This is a genomic window from Neobacillus rhizosphaerae (genome assembly GCF_937468385.1).
Taxonomy (GTDB): domain Bacteria; phylum Bacillota; class Bacilli; order Bacillales; family Cytobacillaceae; genus Neobacillus; species Neobacillus rhizosphaerae.
Genome location: NZ_CALBWS010000021.1, coordinates 1 through 21335 on the forward strand (window position 1 = coordinate 1; position 21335 = coordinate 21335).

The following is a 21335-nucleotide window of genomic DNA, read 5'->3' on the forward strand; positions in this document are numbered from 1 at the left end:
AGTTCACTGGAGATGATAGGATTCATAAAAAACACCATCCTTTCTCGTAAACTTCTTACGATAAGCATAGCGTTTTTCCATTTTTGGGGGTATTGTTTTAACTTAGCTTGATGGGCATGTGACGGTACCCCATAAAGGTAGGTCAATCATGAAGAATCTAATAGAGTTGCTCCCAACAAGAAAACCGGGAGTCGATGAAATACATATAAAAGCAGCAGAAGAGAAGTTAGGTGCACTGTTTCCAGACGAATATAAAGAACTTTTTATGTTGATAAATAACCCTGAGATTGGCGATTGGATTCTCTATCCGATTAAGGATACCCTAAATCTAAAACAAACGTGGGACGATATCGTAAGACAAAACCTAGAACAAAGAGAAGAAGCTTTGTCAAACGATTTAATAGCGATCGGTGAGAACGGAACAGGAGATAAACTGTGCTTTCGTGTTAGAAAAAAGTTCATGCAAAGTCAAGTATATATATGGGATCATGAAACAACCCAGGCTAGGGTTGTAGCCTTATCATTGAAAGAATTTACCGAACGTGAGGTTGCTAAGTATAAAAATGAAACAATCTCCCTAGGGACATTCCAAGTGACGAGTGGCAAGCTTATTATAAGCGATCCTTGCTATGGTTACGACGAAGAAGATACTGAAGATTTGCAGGTTCTTTTAAAGTCAGCTAAACGAGGGGATTGGTCAGCTACTGTTTCTTATGATGAGGAAGAGGTTGTTCATCAACTTGTAGTCTTTTGGGGAAACATGGACCCTGAAGGGGAATGGTTCCCAACCGATCAATTGATCGCGGTCGATTCAGCCCAAGCTGGGATTTTTGATTTCACCTTTTTTGATGATGATGAAAAAATAATTGATGAAGTAGAAAATGTGTATGATATTGAGATGGATGAAGATGTATCCAAATACTATGTTGCATGCTGCGATGCAGTTGCTTCTGAACAGCAAGGTGGTATCGTCCCCGGTGGTGCGGTAGCGATGTCAGGATATGGTGATGGCTTATATCAAGTTTATATCAAACAGGATGCGTCTGGTGAAGTTGTTTCTGTTATGATTGATTTCTTGGAAAGCGATGAGGATGAATAAATATTTAGAGTTAAAAGAAGGTTGATCTTTCTTCTTCTTGCTTAGGTGATGTCTGTCACTTGAAACTGAGCCGTTTTAAAAAAAATTTTTTTATAAAAAAATTTATTTTTAAAGGAATCCTGTTAGATAAAATTTAATAACTCTCATAATTAATTAAGAAAAGGGTGTATATATTGGAAAAGAAGGGATTTTGGAGATTAATTGAAAAGTCCAGAGAATTTGATCAAGCGGAATGGTTAACAGAGGAATTAGCTCAAAAGGGATTAGAAGAAGTATTAGACTTTGAAATTTTATTTCAAGAATTAATGAACGCTAGTTATCAATCTCATTTATGGGGAGCGGCATTTGTACTGATGGGCGGCTGTTCTGACGATGCTTTTGACTATTTTAGAGGATGGCTGATTGGACAGGGAGAAGAAATATATAACAAGGTAATGAAAGACCCCGAATTTTTAGCAGAATACATAAATGAAGATAACCTTGATGATGAAGGCTTCCCTCAAAATGAAGAATTGCTTACGGTTGGTGTAGATGCCTATACGCTTATAAAGACGGGTGATATTGAATGGGATGACGATATACATAATGAGTTATTAGAAGCTCTTGACAATAAGGGGCTACAATCAGTAACTGACATAGAATTTGATTGGGAAGAAGATGATTTGGAAAATCTATTTCCAGTTCTATGGGATAGATTTGGAGAAGAACCACTAGGTTAAAAGAAAACAACTTAAGTAAATAGTTATCCTTACAAAAGAAATTAGAATCTACTCTTCAACAAACGGGCGCTATTGCAGAAGATGATGGCTAACGACTTTGAATCGTTAGTCATTTTTAACTTTAAATACATGTCTACAATGAAAGATCACATTATAATGATTACAAAAAATAAGATTTATTTTTAAACATCTTTAAAACCACCTACAAATTAATCTAGTAGGTGGTTACTACATTTCACGGGTTTAAATTAAACAACTTTATTATCTCTGCACACTTGAATTTGTATGAATAACCTTTGTGTAGTAAGAAGAGAATTGATCACTAGTAAAACGGTAGATGGTGGCTCCTTTTCCAGTTCCATAATGTGGATTTGCATCTGCATGTAGTGATGAAACACCTAGCTGCATTCTCATACCATCTGACGAAGATGTTGTACCGTCGCCCCAATAGCAAAGCAATTGTAATTTGTGATGAAAATTTACTAAAACGGCTTGTGCTTTATTCATTGCATCTTCATACATGCTCCATTCTTTTATAAGGATGGCGCTTCATTTGTCCTATTTTACACTTACTCAGACGTAATCCCCAAGGATTCATATAATCCATCTCTTCCTTTTTTTGTAACCCTTACAGCCCTGTCGGGGAGCTTTTCAATCCAATGTAGATCTAACAACCGTATTAAAACAGCGTTTCCGAGAGACCCTGCTAGGTGGTAGCGCCTTTCACTCCAATCCAGACACTTTCGAGCGAAATATCTTCTCTTATTTCTTAAAGCATCAAGATCGATTTTGAATTCACGAAAGAATTTCTCTCCCTTATCCGTTACTAGAAAATCAACCTCACCCTCAACCAAATAGCCTTTTTCTAGGAAGGCTTCAGTCAATGATACCCCAAGTTTTCCGGCTAAATGGTCATAACAAGTCCGGGCAATTCGAACTTTCTCTGCACGTGAAAATTCCTTCAATGAATTGATTCTTTGGGCTGGTGCAATAATAGTTAATTTTTCTATTGCCTGAGCGACATCGGGGCTAGCAATACGAAAATAGCGATGGCGACCATATTTTTCCACCGAAATCAGATTTCCTTCTACTAATTTCGCTAAATGTCCGCTCGCTGTTTGCAATGAGATATTTGCCTTCCTTGCTAACTCATTTGCTGGAAGACCGTCAAGTCTAAGGAGAGCATCTAACATAGCAGCCCTTGATGAATCAGCCATTAGTTTTGCAACATACGAAAAATCAGGTCTACTTCCCATTGTCATCCTCCCAATTACATTTATACTTCGATTATAACCGAAGTTTTAGTGTGATAAAATAGTGGAAACGTGATGGGAGGATTTAAAAAAATGAATGTAAATGATTTAATAATCTTTAATTTTGAAGAAGTTAGACGTAGAAGTATAAAAGTATTGAAAGCAATACCCAATCAAATGTTAAATTGGAAACCAGATGAAGATGCTCTTACTTGTGCTGAGATGATTAGACATTTATTGGAAGGTGAGTTTCTTTATCATCAAATACTCATTGGTAGAGGTAGTAAAGCGTTATCTAATTTAACTAATCCATTTGAGACAAAAGAATTCATAACTGTCGATGATGAAATTGCATTCGCTCAGCCATATCGTGAAGAATTCTTGAAATACATAAAGTCAATTAGTATGTACGATTTAGAAAATGTAGTAATAGACCGTTCTGACGTCGGCTATGTAAGAACACTTGGGGATATGCTTTTGCGTATCGCTTATCACGAATCTGTTCATACAGGGCAGCTGTTAGACTATATGCGGACAATGGAAATTGCTAGACCACAAATATGGGACTGATTTTTAGTTTTTTCTTGAAATAAACGTGCTTTTGTGCAATATCATATGCTGTTATATAGCTAAAATATTGCTGGACGACTCTGAATTAAAGGGAGATTTTCCAGAGTAACGAAAAAAGTCCAATTTCTCAATTTTCATGCTGAGAAATTGGACTTTTTAATATTGTAAATTCTTTAACGTTGTAAATGCGGAATGTTGGCGGTACCCCAAGTAGAAAATGTCTCTAAGAGATCCTCGCCGGATCAGTTTTATCAGGTGCTCTCATCATTTTATAACGGTAAGTGTTTTTATTGTGGGAAATCCATTAAGAAAGAAGACGCTCATGTTGATCACTTTATTCCATGGAGTTTTGTCCAAGCCGATCAATTGTGGAATTTGGTGATTGCTTGCAGCACATGTAATCTGTCGAAAAGTGATAAATTAGCCAATGGGATATTTTTAGATAAAGTGTTTGAGCGAAACGAAATCTTAATATCTGTACCCGATTAGGCCTTGTGATATTAATACTAACATTATATAATTTCTATATAGAAATTATATCCGAGGTGAAACTTATGAGTTCGATAGATGACGTACTGATAAATTTACAATGCGAGTTGGTAGCGGAGAGAAATAGAGTAAATCTGAAAGAAATCAGTTGGCTTCAATATGATATTTTGCATCTATTATCTCAACAAGAATGGCAGCTTCCCTCTGAAATGAATACTTCTTTAGGAATTAGTCGGACGAAATTATCGAAAGCTCTAAAGGAACTCAAACTGCTGGGCTATATTGAGCAGAAACCGAGTAAAAAAGATGGCAGAGAATTGTTAACATTATTAACCGATGATGGACATGAACTATTGGCTGGTATTGAGATCGGACATAATCAACTTTCGGCAGTTGCTAGTGAGCTATTTACAGAAGAAGAGCAGGCGCAATTTACAAAACTAGCAAGAAAACTATCCAATGCCCTCAGAACAGAAAGGATGAAAGTTCATGAATGATTTCATTTCTATAAAAGGAGCTAGGACGAACAATCTAAAAAATGTATCCATCGATATCCCTAAGCATAAGATCACTGTTGTAACTGGTGTTTCAGGATCGGGTAAATCTTCTCTGATTTTTGATACCTTGGCCGCAGAATCACAACGACTTCTAAACGAAACATATTCAAGTTACATTCAGCATCTGCTCCCTCACTATAATCAGCCAATTATAGACGAGATTAAAAATTTACCAGTCTCTATAGTTATTGATCAGAGGAAAATTGGCGGTAATGCTCGGTCTACTGTAGGTACAATCACTGATATATATACAGGTCTCAGGTTATTGTTTTCAAGGATTGCCGAGCCATTTATCGGATATTCAATGGTCTACTCTTTCAATAATCCCCAAGGAATGTGTCCAATATGCAAAGGTTTAGGAGAAACGAAACAAATCAATATAAAGCGACTAATCGATTTTGATAAATCGCTAAATGAAGGAGCGATAAATTTCCCTACCTTTCAACCAGGAGGATGGAGACTTACTAGATATACAGAGTCAGGAAATTTCAATAATCATAAAATGATATCCGACTACACAAAAGAGGAGTTAAATCTTCTTTTGTATGACACAGGCAGCACACCAAATAATCCAACGAGTAAATGGCCAAAAACTTCGACTTATATAGGGGTTATCCCAAGAATAACAAAAAGCTTTGTAGAAAAAGATGATGCTAAGTATACTTCCGAGTTAGAAAATATCCTTGAAGTACAAGTTTGCCCTAAATGCCATGGAACAAAAGTTAATGAAACTGTAAAATCAGCAAAAATCAAAGGAAAGTCCATTGCCGATTGTGTCACCATGCATATTTCCGAACTGTTGGCATTCATTGAATCAATTGATAACTCAATCGTAGAGATCATTTTAATTGATTTGAGAAAGAAGCTGGAAAGTTTACAAACTGTAGGGCTAAATTATTTATCTCTCAATCGTTCAACGAATACGCTCTCTGGTGGTGAATCTCAACGAATAAAGATGACGAAACATTTAAATAGTGCACTTTCCGATGTATTATATATTTTTGATGAGCCAAGTGTAGGACTCCACCCAGAGGACATTTCTGGAATAAACGAAATTATTAAAGGATTGAAGAATAAAGGAAATACGATTGTCTTAGTAGACCATGATCCAGACATTATTAAAATTGCTGATCACCTTATCAATGTAGGTGAAAATGCAGGGGCTAAAGGCGGCAAAATCACATTTGAAGGATCATTTGAAGAATTACTTCAATCTGACACACTCACTGGAAAAGCACTATCTGAAACTCATTCAATAAATAAAGAAAAGCAAACTTATAATTCCTTTTACACATTAGATAATGTTAGTCTCCACAACGTTAAAAATGCATCCATAAAAATACCAAAGAATGCATTAACAGTTGTAACTGGCGTTGCTGGATCTGGAAAGAGTACTTTGATTCGCTATCTTTTCACAGAAAAATACCCAGATGCTAAAATTCTTGATCAAAGTCCTATACGTGGAAATAATCGGTCAAATGTTCTTACCTATCTTAATGTTTTCGATAATATAAGAGAAGTGTTTGCTAAACACTCACACAAAAGTAGCTCTCTCTTTAGCTTCAATGGCAAGGGAGCTTGCCCAGTATGTAAAGGAAAAGGATATATTAAGTTGGATTTATCATATATGGGGGATGTTCACCAAATTTGCGAAAAGTGTAATGGCAAAAGATATAATGATGAAGCTCTATCAGTTAAATGGCGAGGAATGACTATACACGATGTTCTTCAATTAACCGTTGGCGAAGCAAAAGACTTATTTAAAGATAATCAATTAAAACAGGTTATTAACGATCTTATTGACGTAAATCTCAGCTACATTAAATTAGGGCAAAGTTTAGATACTTTCTCAGGTGGCGAGCTTCAACGGTTAAAAATTGCAAAAACAATAAATCAAAATACTAGCAGATTATTGATCCTGGATGAACCAAGCACAGGTCTTCACGAATCTGATATCGATAAACTAATTGTACTATTTAACAAATTATTAGACAAAAATAGAACCTTGATTGTCTTAGAGCACAACCTATCAATTATTAGCCAAGCACAATGGATTATTGATATGGGTTTATGCGGTGGAACTTTAGGAGGAAATGTCATCTTTCAAGGGTATCCTGCTGACTTACTAAATGTATCAAAATCATATACAGCAAAACACCTGCGTAACTATGTAAAGATTTAATTTAACAATACGCCAAAAGCAAGTAGCCACTAATTTATTGTTACTACTTGTTTTTATCATGAGCGAAATATTAATACAAATCAACGCTTTAATAAAAATGGTTATATAGATGTCCAAACCCTTGGTATATATGGGATTAGACGTTTTTTTTATTATATCATAATTAACGTTAAGAAGGATTAACGCTTATAAACACTAAATGATTAAAAAATTTAGACTTGTCCTCTTCATGATAGGAGGGAAAGGAGATTATTATGTTTAAGAGCTTATTTAGCAGTATTAAAAGTAGCAATAGCACAGGAGTTACAATTGTATCTCCGATATCTGGAAAGGCTGTTCATTTAGAGGAAGTACCGGACCCTGCTTTTTCGCAAAAGTTAGTTGGAGAGGGGATTGCTATCATTCCAGAGGAAGGGAAAGTTGTTTCTCCTATTAATGGAGAAGTAGCTTTGATATTCCCAACTAAACATGCTGTAGGACTTGTATCAGAAGAAGGTATTGAGATTTTAATTCACATTGGGATAGATACAGTTTCAATGGAGGGAGAGGGTTTTAAAACTCATGTGAAACAAGGTGATAAAGTTAAAGTTGGGGATTTACTAATTGAATTCTCTTTAGATTTGGTTAAGGAAAAAGCCACAAGTACAACTACTCCTATAGTAATCACTAATTTTGATCGAATTAATCATCTTGAATTGGCACCCTTTGAAAGCGTAAAAATAAAAGAAAGTACAATTATGAAGATAGATATTAAACCATAATTTAGTAGGAGTTTAATAAAAATATCTTTAAAAAATAGTATGGTACTTTCCGCTTACTTCATAACAAGTAAACAAGCAAACTATATGAATTATATTAGTTTGCTTGTTTACTAAAATAATAATCTGTTAAAAAATAATTCTGAGCTTTGTTGCTTTATTGGATTAAATACCCAGAGATGAATTAATAACACTCCATTCCAGAAGTAGTATCTCCTTACATCAATATTCCAAAAGGAAAAAACCAATGTCCCACATCCAATTGTTATTTTTTTCCTCCTCCCCCGAAAAGCGTAACGAAAATATGCCCACTTAAATGGACAAGAGTAACGATGGGCAGGATGACAAAAAAAGAGATTAGAAATTTTATGATATCAGCGAATCCAAACATAATTAACCTCCCCTAAAATAGACTTTGTAGTATCGGCCAATTCGTTGAGTGAGTTAACGACGTTATGTATATACCCTATAGAACATAACTGAAGTATATTTTTATTAATGGAATATTTTGTGTTTTTTCTAGCAGCAGGGTGCAAATGGTCACCAAAATAGTATGAAAAAAAGCCAGGGATATTACTGGCTTAGGCAAATGATATATGTAATTATTATATTCCATTCGAGTTAGTAATCTTCGAACATAGGGAAAGGGCAAATTATATATTTGAAAAAACAAGATCTTTAATATCTGATAAACATGATGCATTTTTTATCATTTCAAAGACATTCTCATTTTCAAATAAAGATAGAATGGAGTCATATATAGCTAAAAATATTTGCTTATCGAGTTTGTTAATGGCTATAAGTAAGACAATGTGTACAACATTATCTCCCCAAGTGATTCCTCTCCTGCTAACAGCTATACCAATGTTTGTTTGTAGAGCATTCATATGAACAGAATGAGGTATGGCGATTTGTCCAAAAGAAGTAGAAGAAGCGTCTTCTCTTTCAAATACGTTTGCTTTGAAAGAGTGTGAAACAAAGCCCATCTTTTCCATCTCATCACATAAAGTTTCGATTACCTCGTCTTTAGAAGCGTTATCTACCTTAAAGAACAATTCCTCAGTAAAATATTTTTCAAAATTGTTGAAAATGAGTTCTCTTTTCTTGTTTTGTTGAATTTCATATATTTTCCCGTGAATTTCCTTCTTTTGATTTTCAATTTGAAAAGGAGAAATCAATACGGATGGAAAATAATTATTCCTCTTATCATCAATAACTGTAATCAATAAATCGAAAGAATAGTTCTCCAATTCTTCATAACTAGTTATCTTAGCTTCAATGGTAATATCATTAGAAAACTCTACTAATAATTGATTATAAATTTTTATTTCAAGACCTAAATAATTCGGACAAAGGAGAATACATTTTAATTTGTCTGTTGTTGACTTTTGACGATCAATTTCTGTACCAATATGAATAGCGATAAAAGCGGTTTCATCCTCCTTTATACCAATTTTATACATATCAGAAAGTCGTAATGATACAAAAATGGCTATATCGTATATGATTGGACAATCACGTTTAATATTTTCTAAAAAGGGATTTTTATTAAATTTTTTTAACGAAGCTCTAGTCACCAATGACTTAATGTGTAAGCCAAATGGTATGATAAAGCCTTCATGGTTTAAATCAATTGAATATAAATCTAAAACTTCATCCATTATTCCGTAAACGGTGTTCAAATAATCTGGACCAATAATATTTTTTAATTGATTACCATTAGAATTGATCAGATAATTCACTTTCGTTTTAAAGAGAATGTAAATTTCATTTCTTTCATAAGAATTTAAACTTATTGAAAAGTCTCTTTCAATCCTTTCTGATAGTTTTTCAATAAGCGTAATTTCTTCGGGATTTTCCATAATCATTTCTTGAATATCTGAAAGATAGTATCCTTTTTTAACCCTGTCAATCAGAATAGAAAAGTGTAATAACAAGTTCATATAAGAAAAATTATTTAAATAATAATTGCTTTTTAAAAAGAAATCGTTAATAATATTAGAAATTTTTTCAATATCTTCTTCATTGAACGATTGTTTTAATGTATTTGTGTCAATAATCCGATTATTTGTTTCTTCAAAGATCACACTGGATAATAATGAGCGCTTATCTTTTTCAGCTCCTATTATATGCACGATATCATTATGGGTAGAAAAACGAACATTAAACTTTTGAAAAGTAGTGTTCATTTTAGAAAGATCAGCTTTAAGAGTAGAATATCCGATAAACAATTCATTACAAAGATCAAATACGTTTGGATTTTTGTGCTCCACTAATATTTTCTTGATAATATAAAACGCTCTTTCCGAGTAGTTTTGAGGTAAAGAATTTTGTTTATCTAATAAAGAAAGAGACTCTTGTTTGTCAATTAAATAGCCCTTACTAAACGAGTGAATGATCTTCTTATCAGTCATCAAATTAATATCTTTAATATACGTTTTAATCGTTCGAACAGAAATTTCTAGAATTTTTGCCAATTCAGCTGCAGAGCAAGGGGATTGTTGCTCCAGTAAATAAAGTATTAACCTTTTCTTCTTGTCTGTCACGGTATCTCCCCACCTTAAACATATATGTTAACTAATTATAACTAAACTAGTTTTTAGTTCAACTTGTGAATTGCACTGTACGGTGCAATTCTTTTGTTTTCTTTTTTGCACTCTATCGTGCAAAAGACAAGTGGAGGCGGTTCAAATTTTGGTCCATTATAAAGTCATCAAAGGAAAAGGAGAGATTCAGCAATGAAAAACCTATATATTTTATTATGTTGTGGTGCCGGAATGTCAAGTGGATTCTTGGCTCAAAAAGCTAGAAAGGCAGCCAAAAAAAGAGGATTAGATATTAAAATTGAAGCGAAAAGTGAGAATGAAGCTGCATCACACTTAGCAACTATAGATGTTTTATTATTAGGCCCCCACTATCAAGCTTATAAAGAAGAGTTTGCAAAATTGGGTAAGCCTTTAAATGTACCAGTAGATGTCATTCCACAAAAAATTTACGGTACATTGGATGGTGAAAAATTATTAGATTTTGCTCTTGAAATTATTGAAAATAAAAGTAAATAAGGAGGTAGGAGAAAGTGAAGGCTTTTATAAACTGGTTGAGTATGTCATTTGCCCCAAAAATGAATAAGATTACAAAGAACCCTTGGATCGCATCTTTATCAAGTGCTATGCAAAAAATCATCCCGTTTATTTTAACAGGGTCAGCTATTTTTCTTTATAATGTTATTCGATCTTATATACATGTCTTGCCTGATTTAGGGGTAATCGCCAATTACACTTTTGGGATGTTAGGATTGTTAACTGCTTTTATGATGGCAAACCAGGTTATGGAAAAGTTAGGTCGTATTAGTTATACGGTGAATGCAGGTTTAACTGCTATTTCTGTATTCATAATGTTTATAAAGCCAGTGGTTAACAATAACGGAGTAATGACGGTTGATTTTGGTCGTTTTGGTCCTACAGGTATTTTAGTGGGAATGATTGCAGGCCTGTTTGTTGCAGTTATTTTTAATCTTATTGGTAAATTGAACTTATTAAGTGAGTCGAGTTTACCGGATTTTGTAACTGGATGGATTAATAGTATTATTCCAATATTTATTTCAATAGGAATAGCTGCGTTAGCAACTCTCAAATTTAATTTAGATATTTTTGCAATCATTGTTAAAGCATTTTCACCAATTCAAAATTTCGCTCAAACCTTACCAGGTTTTATTTTAATTGTGTTTATTGTAGCTTTCTTTTACTCGTTAGGGATATCTACATGGTTGTGGCAAGCAGTTCTAACACCAATTTTTATGGCTGGTATTACGGAAAATATTAATGCTGTAGCACTTGGTTTACCGGCAACAAATATTGTAACAAGTGAAACAATGTATACAGCTGCCCTTATTACAATGGGGGGGATGGGGGCTACCTTAGGTTTAAATTTATTAATGCTTTTCTCTAAATCAAAAGATTTAAAAACAATAGGAAGGCTCACTATCTTACCTTCTATTTTTAATATTAATGAACCCATTATGTTTAGTGCACCTGTAGTAATGAATCCACTACTAATGTTACCAATGTGGATTAACGCAATTACAGGACCAGTAGTAATTTGGATTGTAATGAAAGCCCAACTTTTGAATATTCCGGATAAAATGATTCAAGTGGGACAAATTCCTGCACCATTTTCAAGTGTAATGATTACACAGGATTTACGTGCAATAATAGTTTACATCGTCTTATTAGGAATTTACCTTGTAACTTGGTATCCGTTCTTCAAAGTTTTTGAAAAAGAAAAGATGAAAGAAGAAGAACAAGAAGAACTTGAAGAATCCGGTAAATTAAAAAGGGCTTAAAAAGCAACAATAAACAAAGGATAGGTGGATAAATATGTCTAATACAAATGAAATCACGGAACAAGAAAACGAATTAATTCCTGTTGCCATGCAAATCATCTTATATGCCGGTGATGCGAGGAAATTAGCAGACGAAGCGTTTAAATTAGCAAAAGAAGGAAGTTCCCAATCTGCTAATGAAAAAATGCAAGAAGCAGAAAAAGAAATTTTAAAAGCACATCGTTCTCAAACGCAAATCGTTCAGGATGAAGCACGAGGAGTTACGCATCAACCTTCATTATTATTCAATCACGCTCAAGACCATTTGATGACAATCATGACTGAAATTCGTATGACAAAAAAGATGATTGAATTATATGAATTAATTGTAAACCTTAAATAAATTAAAGTAGTGAGGGATTAACATGACAAAATACAACTTTCCAGAAGGATTTTTATGGGGTGCTGCTACAAGTGCATATCAGGTAGAAGGAGCAGCCGAAGAAGATGGTAAAAAGAAATCTCAACAAGATCTTATAAATGAACGTTCTCCATTTACAGATGCTTCAGTAGCAAGTGATCACTATCATCGGTACAAGGAAGACGTAGCAATAATGAAAGAATTAGGAATGACCTCATATCGTTTTTCTATTGCTTGGACAAGAATCTTTCCAGATGGTGTAGGGGAACCGAATCTAAAAGGTATTGAATTTTATCATAATTTAATCGATGAATTAATTAAAAATGGGATAACTCCAATTCCAACGTTATATCATTATGACATGCCAATGGCTTTAGTAGAAAAGTATGATGGCTGGATTAATCGTCAAAGTGTAGAAGACTTTAGTAAATATGCTGAATTTGTAATTAAAGAATATGCTGATAAAGTCAAGTATTGGACCACAATTAACGAACAAAGCATCATTTTACAGTATTGGACTGCTAAAAATTATATTCCTGAAAAATATTTAAACAACCCACAAATTAAATATCAAATCAATCATCATATGAATCTAGCACATGCAATAGCTTGTAAATATGTTCATGAATATGTACTAGGCGGTCAGGTAGGAGCAGCACTAGGATATGCACCAATTTATGCTTTAACTAGTAATCCGGAAGACCAAATGGCTGCACAAAACGCAAATGATTTAAGAAATCTATTCTTTACTGATATTTACCTCAAAGGCGAATATAATAAAGCAGCTATGACTTATCTAGAAAAAAACCAGTTAGCGCCAACTATGGAAGATGGAGATATGGATATTATTAAAGAAGGCTATTCGGACTTCTTGGCTATAAACTATTATTACAGTGACTGCGCTAAAGCTCCGGCAAAAGAAGCAGTTAGAACAGAACCTGGTGTTAATTTGACTGGAAAGAAAGGTGAAAAATCAACGTATGAAATTCAGCCTGGGTTTTATGAAATGGTTCGAAATCCTAATTTGGACACTACTGATTGGGATTGGACAATTGATCCGACCGGTTTAGAATTTGCGCTACGGGATTTGAATGCACGTTACGGTAAACCATTAATGATTACGGAAAATGGGATGGGTGCATTTGACAAGCTAGAAGAGGATAATAGTATCCACGATCCGTACCGTATAGAATATATCAAATCTCATTTAAAAGCTATGGCAAGAGCCATTGATTACGGTGTAGAACTAATATCATATAATCCATGGTCTTTTATTGACATATTAAGTACAAGTAATGGTTACAATAAACGTTATGGTTTTGTATATGTTGACCGTACAGATGATGACCTGAAAGATTTAAAACGCTACAAAAAAGACTCTTTTTACTGGTATCAAGAAGTTATTAAAACGAATGGTAATAGTCTAGAGATATAATGTACAAGTTATAATCTACAACATTAGTCTGTAACGGGGGATAATAATTGGAATTTTCAGAATTAAAAAAGCGTGCTATGGAATGTGTAGGATTAGAGCAAACAAATAAAAATACCAAGATAGGCAGTGTTGCAGCGGCTATCTTAACGGATCAAGGTAATGTTTATACAGGGGTTTCAATAGTCACCCCTTGTTCAATGGGTTTTTGTGCAGAACATACAGCTATCGGAACAATGCTAACAGCAAGAGAATCAAGAATAGTTAAATTAGTGGCAGTTTATCAAGATGGTAGTGTTCTATCTCCCTGTGGAAGATGCAGAGAATTTATTAAACAAATTGATGCCCGTAACGGAGAATGTCTTATTCAATTAAAAAATGGTATCAAAACATTAGATGAGTTATTACCAGACCAATGGGATTAAAGAGACTTTTAGCTAAGTCTATCAGTTATATGATCGTTACGAAAAACCTTTGTTCATTTTTGCACAAGGTTTGACAAAAATCACCTTGTAAAGTAACAAATCTGTAGAGTGATTTTTTCCTTTCCAGTGCATCTCTAAGAAGAAGCCAGACTTAAGTTTTGTCTGGCTTTTTATTATTAAAGTCTGTTATACGGTTACTACACCTCATTTTAATAGATGTATGTTACCTTTACAAAATTACATAGTTATAAGTAGAATGATTGGTATGGCTGAAAAGCAATTTAAGGTTATACATAAAACAAAATATCTGTGCCTGTCACCCCCCGAAATTCGTCAAAAATCGATCGGTTTTTATAGGTTGTTGTAAATGATAAAATGGGTTACAACTGAAAATTGTTAGGGTGGCCGGGTTGTAATTTCTTCTTTTTCTGAAATAGGGAAGGAGGTAATAACTTTGGAAACATTTCTTGAAATCTTAAGAGAAATTCGGAAAGGGAATGGAATGCCGTTTATCTTACAGAAGCAACAAAATTATTGAAGGAAAAGGGGAATTTGAGAGAAGATTTACTTAAACATGTTTCTCCGTTTGGATGGGAACACATTAATTTTCTTGGTGAATACAACTTTGATGCAAGTAAAGTAGCAAGTCTACATTCACTACGCCCTCTTATTCAATAATACTAAAAGCCGATGATTCCTTAGCGTAGGAAAAATCGGCTTTCTTTATGTCGAAATTTGTGCTTAGTGTATGTTTTCCGCGTTTTAACAATTTGAATCCCTATCTTCATCTATTAAAAATGAAAAAATTGATTGCTAATAGAAGACTGTATTCCTTTAAAGGTTATCAAGACCTAAATTAAAAAAATAGAAAAATTAAAGGACATTACAAATTACAAATACTAGGCTACGTCATCTACTTTTCAAGATAATTGGACATCCCCAAAGCTATGTCCCCTCATGGTTTGGAGCACTTAGATGAAGACCATCCCGAGATGGGAGTCTTTTGCATGGTTATTTTTTTCGATACCTTTCCGGAATGGTTAAGCCATTTCTTTCATCATCCCAAGCTATTGAGCTTATCTTCCAACCACAGGGCGTGCGAATGAACTGCATTGTTTTCATGCCCATTGTATCAAAAGCTTCGCCAGACAATACACCTATTTTTCGATACAGGCTGAACCGATGAGCGATATTTCCGAAAATCTCTGTGATTTCGTACGATTCTTCTTCCTTGAAATTTATCAGGTTCCCTTCACTTAATAGTATCTTAGAAGCTGCTAATATAATGATTAACGGCCTTTACAGCTCCTTTTTTAATAATAGGTCCAGATTTTAGAAAAACCTAAAAATGGAAATTGTATATTTAGGTTAAATTATATAGAAAATATTGTGAAAAAATGTGTTTAAGCTAAAGGGAGTTAGTTGAAGTAGGAATCTATCGAAAAGGCTCATTAGCCATATACCTTGATGGAGTATCCATTGTCACTATTAAACGGGTGGAGTTTCCGCTTAATATTTGTCTATAATGGCGAAGCTAGGACGAAACTTGTATGCGAAACTAGGCAAAAATGTCCGGTCAAAAAACGTATCTTTGCAATACTGTTTGATAGAGACGGCAACTCGGGAGACCCTACTGGTCTTTACTTATTAGAAAAGTAGGGTGTACAAGCGATAAAAAGTAAGGAAACCAAATGCCGGTGTAGGGAGTCGGATAGCAGCGTAGTACCAATGAAGTTGGGTAGAGGAAAGGCTAGCTACCAGTTATTACCCTTGCTAGTGACACATTTACAACACACAGAGGTAGAAAACAAATGGAGACAAAGCTAGTAAGGATAGCAGAATTAGCAGAATCTGATCCTAATAGATTAGCAAGGTTTTGTGAATGGTAACTAGGAGGAGCCGTGTGTGTTAATAGCGCAAGCACGGTTCTGTGAAGGGGAGGAACACAATCTACCGAAAGGTAGAGAGGCTCCTTTCTACTCGACTAATTGAATAAAGAAATTTAGTAAATGTTATGTTACTCACATAGCTAGAAAAGTTTACAAAAAAGAGAATGCAAGGTAAAATGAATACAATCCGATAACAGAAGGGAGATTAGACTTTAATGCTAAAACTTATTATCGCAAATTAAATTCCAACGAATTTAATAATAGGACTATTCTATAATTTTAAGAAATTATAGGTTTATTAGTTATGTCCTTTTGCGATAATTGAGAGAAGCAAATGTTGTCTAATTCATATAAGCAATAATAAAGTGTTAAATCAGACTAAGATGAAACATAAGGTTTGATTTTCAACACTTTAGTTTGGGTATAAAAAGACTTTATGAGTTTATTCTCATAAAGTCTTTTTCTGTTTTTAGGAGGCGATAATTCCCATTAAATGCATGTAATGCACCAAAGTGATTGAAACAAAAATTGGAGGGAATTTAAATGAAAAAATATGAATTAGTAAGTGATTATCGTAATAATGAAAGCTTGAAGGAGAGTTTTAATGCCTTAGCTATGAAAACATTCAAATTAGATTTTCGGGGCTGGTACAACAAAGGGTATTGGAATGACAAATATATACCGTATTCATTTGTTGATGAGGGTAAGGTTATCTCAAATGCTTCAATTAATAAAATATCAATAATTATTAACGGTAAAATGTATAAAGGGATTCAGATTGGTACAGTAATGACAGATGAAAATTATCGCAATCAAGGTTTGGCTAAGCAATTAATGAAGCATATTATGAAAGAATACGAAAATACCTGTGATTTCATGTATCTTTTTGCGAATGATACTGTATTAGATTTTTATCCGAAGTTTGGCTTTACACGTCTAAATGAAAGTGAGTATAGCTTAGACCTAGCAAAAAGCTCAATTCAAATGAATATGGATGCGAAAGTAAAGCAGCTTACTATTGAAAATGATCTTGCATTACTTGAACAATTTGCGGAAAATCGCCATGTAAACTCAATGATTTTAGATGTTGAGCATAATGAAAGCTTATTAATGTTTTATTTCACAGTGGTATTTCATGAAGCTATTTTCTATGTGGAAGATTTAGAAACGATTGTGGTAATGGAGGAAGAAGAAGATACTCTGCATATTTTCGATATCATTTCGTTAAATGCACCAAATGTTGAAGCTATATTAGCAAGTATTGTGAAGGAAACAATGAAAAAAGTGGTATTTTATTTCACACCTGATTTTACAATCGAGGGCATGACAGCAACCATTATGCCAAATGATGATGATGCTTTATTCGTCTTAACGAAAAAATCATTGCTGAAGGGTAACTTTATGTTCCCGTTAACATCACATTGTTAATTGGAGTGAAATATCTATACTGGAGTTAGTATTGATACAGCTTGCGCTTTAGGCTTCTGTGCCAAACATGGTGCTGTCGCGGAAATCGTATTTCTTATCAATCTTTTTTTATAAAAAACAAACGTTACTTAAATAATCAAAACCTCACTTTGATCAAACTATGCTCAAAGTGAGGTTTTTTCTTGGTACTAATATCATTTGTAGTTACACAAATTACTCTCATATTTACCCAATGCTATAATCTTTTCAAATATTCAATGATTATCTCCATCTCTAAAAATGCTTTTTGCTCGATTTGCTCTGTTAATTTTTCTAGGCTATCGAAGTCAGGATTATCAACTAAAATTGTTTCAAGAACAGAGTAACGGGGCATTGTCATTCGCTTCGCATTCCACTTGCTTGTTTTCAAAGCTTCCCATTAAAAATTTTGCGTATTGGCATTCTGACCCATTAACCATAGTTCAAATCGAATTTTTTTACGATTAAACACAATCCCAAAACGCAATTTATTTTCTCGGAGATATTGAGTAAACAAAGGAAATTAGTGTAATCCATATATCCTGGAGATACGTTTCCATACAAAAACTCTGGATGCTTTTTTGACATAGTTGTTTTTAGCTTCATCACATATCCAACGAAACCACTATATGCTTGTTGAATTTTACCATCAGCTAGTTGTTTTTTATAGTATTCTGCTAACTCATTTAAATTTTCGCCTCGATGTTTGCCATGTACAGCTACTTTGCCGAATATATGGGACAGCATTTAAACATGAGCGGGAAGATTGTGAGTATGTTATTGGTCGTCTTTGGTGCCAGCGGCGTGGCGGGCAACTGGTATACGGGCAAGTTGCTCGGTAAGAATTTAATGAGAACGACGCTACTTTATCCGATCGCTTTGGCGGCGTGCTACATCCTTCTTAAATATGCAGGATTGTCGCTCATGTGGCTTCTTGGCATTGTTGTACTGTGGGGAGCCGTGCATACAAGTGGGCTTATCGTCAGTCAAATCTTGCTGACATCGGAAGCGCCCGAAGCGCCGGAGTTTGCAAACAGTTTGTTCGTCTCCTTTTCAAATCTTGGTGTTACGATCAGTACGGCCGTAGGCGGCTGGCTGATTGCGATCTCCGATACAGGGGAAATCGTATGGGGTGGAATGCTGTTCGCTACGCTTGCCTTGATATTTATCGCAGCAAACTTCGTATCGCGGGCGAAGTCAAAAGTACAGTCTGCGGTTGACGTGAAACAATAAAGGAATTGGTGTAAAGATGCGAACTCCTCACTTTCGTACACAACATTTCCAACGCAGGAATCAGCGTCAACCTTTTGGTGACTGTGCATAATCAGCCTTAGGCGGAACTTGCGGATATTCCGTGCGTATAAGCAGGTTATCCGTTTCCAGTTAGTAACATAGATAGAAAATGATCAAACTTTTTTATAAAACTGAAACTTAAATATTCTAGAGAAGAACCTATTTTGATCAATCTTTTTTTCAAAATGGGTTCTTGCTATTTACCGTAAAATACGGTTTTGTGAGGTATTTTGGTTCAAACTTTATTTTAAATCAACATAAAGCTGTTAAATCTTTTTCCATAGTAGATTGGATGAAGGAGTATTGCTTAATTTTTTTTCAATATCAGCTTTTTTTAATGCAATTAAAGGCTTTAAAGTTGTTTTGTCTTCTAAAACTAGTTTGATTTCATCAAGGGAAAACTCGTATTCTTTTAGCTTTTGAATAAACAAAATAATCTTTAATTGAAACATGTAATTTAATGATGATGGTGGAGATGTCCAGTTGATTCAGCCTTCACTTTACATAAAATAGAATTATCATGCTTATGTTCAGATGTTTCAAATTGAATTGTCACATGTTGAATCCCCTTATGTTCAAGATCATGTTCAATTTTATGTATCATTTTTTCACTTTCTGCAATGGTTAATTCATTATTAACAACTACATGGCTAGAAAGGGCATTTAAGCCACTTGTAATCGACCATATGTGTAAATCGTGAACACTTTGAATACCTGCAGATTTTTTGATAGTTTGAATGACATCGTTCATATCTATATTTTGCGGTGTACCTTCCATTAATACATGTACCGCAGATTTTGTCACATAGTAACCACTACGTAAGACAAGTACAGCGACGATAACACTTGCTAATGGATCTGCCCAACCCCAGCCAAAAAACATGATAAGTAATGCTGCGATAATGGCACCAACTGAACCAAGCATATCACTAATAACATGTAAAAATGCTCCACGCATATTTAAGTTTTCTTCTACATCCCCACCACGCATCATAATCCAAGCAACAAGAATATTGACAGCTAAACCAATACTACTAATTATCAGCATACCTGTTGAGGCTACTTCCGGTGGATTTGTAAAGCGTTCAATTGCTTCATAGAAAATATACAAAGCAATTAAAATAAGAGTTACACCGTTTAAAACGGCAGCTATAATTTCAAAACGTTTATAACCAAATGTCTTACTTTGACTCGCTACTTTTTCTCCTAATTTAAATGCAATTAATGCAATAGCTAATGAAAAGGCGTCACTAAGCATATGACCTGCATCTGCTAAAAGAGCCAAACTATTTGTTAAGTACCCACCAATGGCTTCTATAAACATATAACTTGCAATTATTAGAAACGATATGAATAATGTTTTTTTATTTGTGTTATGTGCATGATTATGATCGTGATAATCTGCCATATAAATTCCTCCATTCATTTAATAACTTGATTTTTTAAACATGACTAGCATGCGCAATTGCTTGTTTCAATAAATTCATAATGTGATTATCGTCATGTGAATAATATAATGTTGTGCCTTCTCTTCTAAATTTGACTAATCGCAAATTTTTTAAGAAACGTAATTGATGTGATACGGATGACTGACTTAAATTTAAAATTTCCGCAATATGATTGACGGAATGTTCATTCGAACATAACAAGTTTAAAATGCGAATTCGTGTTGGATCGCTTAACGCTTTAAAGGTTTGAGACACAACAAATAATGTTTCTTCGTCTATATGCTGATCTTTATTCATTTCAAGTTCATCTTTATTCTGATCCTCATTCATTTAGGATTCACCTCCAGTAGTGATATGTTTGTTATTTTATTATATGAGCATATGTTCATATAATAAAATATATACAAGCACCTGACGATTGTCAATCATAAATTATTTTAAAGGATTCTAAAAATAATCTTTCAGCGATATTTCTGATGAAACCTAACTGCTAAAAAACCCCTAGTATGAACACTTTTGTCTTGCTTACAGCATATTTGCTAATAAAAAAATCCTTCTAGAAATTAAATTCTATCACTTTACATACTATACACATTGATTTCTACCAATACTTTTGCCTCGATGGTTGGATGTGTATCATATTTTAGATAATAACGGGAAATTTGTAGGGTTGGAAGAGCTAGAAGAAACATATGGAGAGTATGAAGAGATGGATAAGAAAGCAATCTGAATTTCCTTTCCTTCAGGTGTGATAATACAGGCAGAAATGTTGTCCTTATGGACATCCATACCACATGCTCTTTCAATGACTACATCCATTAAAACATCCTTTTTTCGGTAAACATAAAATAGAGGCAGTGCATCAACCAGAATAGGATTAATCCACCATGTGTGCTTCCTGTAAGGGAGCGACAGTCTGTGGCGCACTGTTGTCTTTGAAGTCAGACTAACGAATGGGCTCTAACGCACCATAGTTCAAAGAACTTCTTTGCATGCATTAAAAGTATAGACTGCCTGATCCACTTTCATTCTT

At 34.2% G+C, this 21335-nt stretch carries 19 protein-coding genes and 3 pseudogenes; 15 read left to right on the top strand and 7 right to left on the bottom strand.

The genetic code is table 11. From position 1 onward, the window contains the following. The first annotated feature begins 148 nt into the window (after positions 1-148). Together M5A78_RS15240 and M5A78_RS15245 are read left to right on the top strand one after the other, a co-directional pair. Positions 149-1099: an SMI1/KNR4 family protein gene (locus tag M5A78_RS15240; RefSeq protein WP_248736139.1), complete on the top strand. Its 951-nt coding sequence runs from the start codon at positions 149-151 to the stop codon at positions 1097-1099. 164 nt (positions 1100-1263) lie between these two features. After that, positions 1264-1818 (top strand): DUF4240 domain-containing protein, encoded by a 555-nt coding sequence (locus M5A78_RS15245; RefSeq protein ID WP_319942303.1) that lies wholly within the window; start codon positions 1264-1266, stop codon positions 1816-1818. Positions 1819-2094: 276 nt separating this feature from the next. Here the strand turns inward: M5A78_RS15245 and M5A78_RS15250 are convergent. Together M5A78_RS15250 and M5A78_RS15255 are read right to left on the bottom strand one after the other, a co-directional pair. Continuing rightward, a pseudogene (locus tag M5A78_RS15250) lies at positions 2095-2355 on the bottom strand (Tn3 family transposase); the annotation flags it as partial. A gap of 32 nt (positions 2356-2387) precedes the next feature. Continuing rightward, positions 2388-3074, bottom strand: a complete 687-nt coding sequence (locus M5A78_RS15255) for an ArsR/SmtB family transcription factor (protein WP_248736141.1) — start codon at positions 3072-3074, stop codon at positions 2388-2390. Positions 3075-3164: 90 nt separating this feature from the next. Between M5A78_RS15255 and M5A78_RS15260 the strand changes: the two genes are divergently transcribed. The 5 genes from M5A78_RS15260 to M5A78_RS15280 all read left to right on the top strand — a co-directional run bounded on the left by M5A78_RS15260 (position 3165) and on the right by M5A78_RS15280 (position 7630). After that, positions 3165-3641: a DinB family protein gene (locus M5A78_RS15260; RefSeq protein WP_248736142.1), complete on the top strand. Its 477-nt coding sequence runs from the start codon at positions 3165-3167 to the stop codon at positions 3639-3641. A 192-nt stretch (positions 3642-3833) separates the two neighbouring features. Then, entirely contained in the window at positions 3834-4130 is a 297-nt protein-coding gene (locus M5A78_RS15265) for an HNH endonuclease (protein ID WP_248736143.1), read from the top strand. Positions 4131-4195: 65 nt separating this feature from the next. Further along, positions 4196-4627 (top strand): MarR family winged helix-turn-helix transcriptional regulator, encoded by a 432-nt coding sequence (locus M5A78_RS15270; RefSeq protein WP_248736144.1) that lies wholly within the window; start codon positions 4196-4198, stop codon positions 4625-4627. Continuing rightward, positions 4620-6869 (top strand): ATP-binding cassette domain-containing protein, encoded by a 2250-nt coding sequence (locus tag M5A78_RS15275; RefSeq protein WP_248736145.1) that lies wholly within the window; start codon positions 4620-4622, stop codon positions 6867-6869. The genes M5A78_RS15270 and M5A78_RS15275 overlap by 8 nt, the downstream gene beginning before the upstream one ends. A gap of 254 nt (positions 6870-7123) precedes the next feature. Then, positions 7124-7630: a PTS sugar transporter subunit IIA gene (locus tag M5A78_RS15280; protein ID WP_248736146.1), complete on the top strand. Its 507-nt coding sequence runs from the start codon at positions 7124-7126 to the stop codon at positions 7628-7630. A gap of 650 nt (positions 7631-8280) precedes the next feature. On the opposite strand, the gene M5A78_RS15285 is transcribed toward M5A78_RS15280, so the two are convergent. Beyond that, positions 8281-10173 (bottom strand): BglG family transcription antiterminator, encoded by a 1893-nt coding sequence (locus M5A78_RS15285; protein WP_248736147.1) that lies wholly within the window; start codon positions 10171-10173, stop codon positions 8281-8283. A 192-nt stretch (positions 10174-10365) separates the two neighbouring features. Between M5A78_RS15285 and M5A78_RS15290 the strand changes: the two genes are divergently transcribed. The 7 genes and pseudogenes from M5A78_RS15290 to M5A78_RS15320 all read left to right on the top strand — a co-directional run bounded on the left by M5A78_RS15290 (position 10366) and on the right by M5A78_RS15320 (position 17543). Continuing rightward, a complete protein-coding gene (locus M5A78_RS15290; protein ID WP_248736148.1) occupies positions 10366-10689 on the top strand; it encodes a PTS sugar transporter subunit IIB in 324 nt (107 codons plus the stop codon). A 14-nt stretch (positions 10690-10703) separates the two neighbouring features. Further along, positions 10704-11969, top strand: coding sequence for a PTS transporter subunit EIIC (locus M5A78_RS15295; RefSeq protein WP_248736149.1), 1266 nt, complete (start codon positions 10704-10706; stop codon positions 11967-11969). Between the two features lie 34 nt (positions 11970-12003). Then, a complete protein-coding gene (locus M5A78_RS15300) occupies positions 12004-12351 on the top strand; it encodes a PTS lactose/cellobiose transporter subunit IIA (protein ID WP_248736150.1) in 348 nt (115 codons plus the stop codon). 22 nt (positions 12352-12373) lie between these two features. Further along, positions 12374-13804 carry a glycoside hydrolase family 1 protein gene (locus M5A78_RS15305; protein WP_248736151.1) on the top strand — a complete coding sequence of 477 codons (1431 nt, stop codon included), beginning with the start codon at positions 12374-12376 and terminating at the stop codon, positions 13802-13804. Positions 13805-13851: 47 nt separating this feature from the next. Continuing rightward, the gene (locus tag M5A78_RS15310) at positions 13852-14226 is read left to right on the top strand and encodes a cytidine deaminase family protein (protein WP_248736152.1); all 375 of its coding nucleotides are present in this window, start codon (positions 13852-13854) and stop codon (positions 14224-14226) included. A 498-nt stretch (positions 14227-14724) separates the two neighbouring features. Then, positions 14725-14904, top strand: a pseudogene (locus M5A78_RS15315) (Tn3 family transposase); the annotation flags it as partial. A gap of 1754 nt (positions 14905-16658) precedes the next feature. Then, positions 16659-17543 (top strand): GNAT family N-acetyltransferase, encoded by an 885-nt coding sequence (locus M5A78_RS15320; protein ID WP_248736153.1) that lies wholly within the window; start codon positions 16659-16661, stop codon positions 17541-17543. Between the two features lie 235 nt (positions 17544-17778). Here the strand turns inward: M5A78_RS15320 and M5A78_RS24960 are convergent. Further along, a pseudogene (locus M5A78_RS24960) lies at positions 17779-18308 on the bottom strand (DUF7000 family protein). 27 nt (positions 18309-18335) lie between these two features. On the opposite strand from M5A78_RS24960, the gene M5A78_RS15330 reads away from it, so the two are divergent. Beyond that, on the top strand, positions 18336-18794 hold the full coding sequence (locus M5A78_RS15330) for an MFS transporter (RefSeq protein WP_248736155.1): 459 nt from the start codon (positions 18336-18338) through the stop codon (positions 18792-18794). 517 nt (positions 18795-19311) lie between these two features. On the opposite strand, the gene M5A78_RS15335 is transcribed toward M5A78_RS15330, so the two are convergent. The 3 genes from M5A78_RS15335 to M5A78_RS24815 form a co-directional block, all read right to left on the bottom strand. Beyond that, the gene (locus M5A78_RS15335; protein ID WP_248736156.1) at positions 19312-20262 is read right to left on the bottom strand and encodes a cation diffusion facilitator family transporter; all 951 of its coding nucleotides are present in this window, start codon (positions 20260-20262) and stop codon (positions 19312-19314) included. 34 nt (positions 20263-20296) lie between these two features. After that, on the bottom strand, positions 20297-20632 hold the full coding sequence (locus M5A78_RS15340) for an ArsR/SmtB family transcription factor (protein ID WP_319942304.1): 336 nt from the start codon (positions 20630-20632) through the stop codon (positions 20297-20299). Between the two features lie 306 nt (positions 20633-20938). Next, positions 20939-21121 carry a hypothetical protein gene (locus M5A78_RS24815; protein ID WP_319942306.1) on the bottom strand — a complete coding sequence of 61 codons (183 nt, stop codon included), beginning with the start codon at positions 21119-21121 and terminating at the stop codon, positions 20939-20941. Positions 21122-21335 lie beyond the last annotated feature (214 nt).

Excerpts from the sequence above, each read along its gene's own strand:
- M5A78_RS15270 (WP_248736144.1), top strand. The coding sequence starts at position 4,196 with ATGAGTTCGATAGATGACGTACTGATAAATTTACAATGCGAGTTGGTA.
- M5A78_RS15335 (WP_248736156.1), bottom strand. The coding sequence starts at position 20,262 with ATGGCAGATTATCACGATCATAATCATGCACATAACACAAATAAAAAA.
- M5A78_RS15240 (WP_248736139.1), top strand. The coding sequence starts at position 149 with ATGAAGAATCTAATAGAGTTGCTCCCAACAAGAAAACCGGGAGTCGAT.
- M5A78_RS15260 (WP_248736142.1), top strand. The coding sequence starts at position 3,165 with ATGAATGTAAATGATTTAATAATCTTTAATTTTGAAGAAGTTAGACGT.
- M5A78_RS15340 (WP_319942304.1), bottom strand. The coding sequence starts at position 20,632 with ATGAATGAGGATCAGAATAAAGATGAACTTGAAATGAATAAAGATCAG.
- M5A78_RS24815 (WP_319942306.1), bottom strand. The coding sequence starts at position 21,121 with ATGGATGTAGTCATTGAAAGAGCATGTGGTATGGATGTCCATAAGGAC.
- M5A78_RS15300 (WP_248736150.1), top strand. The coding sequence starts at position 12,004 with ATGTCTAATACAAATGAAATCACGGAACAAGAAAACGAATTAATTCCT.
- M5A78_RS15330 (WP_248736155.1), top strand. The coding sequence starts at position 18,336 with ATGTTATTGGTCGTCTTTGGTGCCAGCGGCGTGGCGGGCAACTGGTAT.
- M5A78_RS15275 (WP_248736145.1), top strand. The coding sequence starts at position 4,620 with ATGAATGATTTCATTTCTATAAAAGGAGCTAGGACGAACAATCTAAAA.
- M5A78_RS15305 (WP_248736151.1), top strand. The coding sequence starts at position 12,374 with ATGACAAAATACAACTTTCCAGAAGGATTTTTATGGGGTGCTGCTACA.
- M5A78_RS15265 (WP_248736143.1), top strand. The coding sequence starts at position 3,834 with ATGTTGGCGGTACCCCAAGTAGAAAATGTCTCTAAGAGATCCTCGCCG.
- M5A78_RS15280 (WP_248736146.1), top strand. The coding sequence starts at position 7,124 with ATGTTTAAGAGCTTATTTAGCAGTATTAAAAGTAGCAATAGCACAGGA.
- M5A78_RS15290 (WP_248736148.1), top strand. The coding sequence starts at position 10,366 with ATGAAAAACCTATATATTTTATTATGTTGTGGTGCCGGAATGTCAAGT.
- M5A78_RS15255 (WP_248736141.1), bottom strand. The coding sequence starts at position 3,074 with ATGGGAAGTAGACCTGATTTTTCGTATGTTGCAAAACTAATGGCTGAT.
- M5A78_RS15320 (WP_248736153.1), top strand. The coding sequence starts at position 16,659 with ATGAAAAAATATGAATTAGTAAGTGATTATCGTAATAATGAAAGCTTG.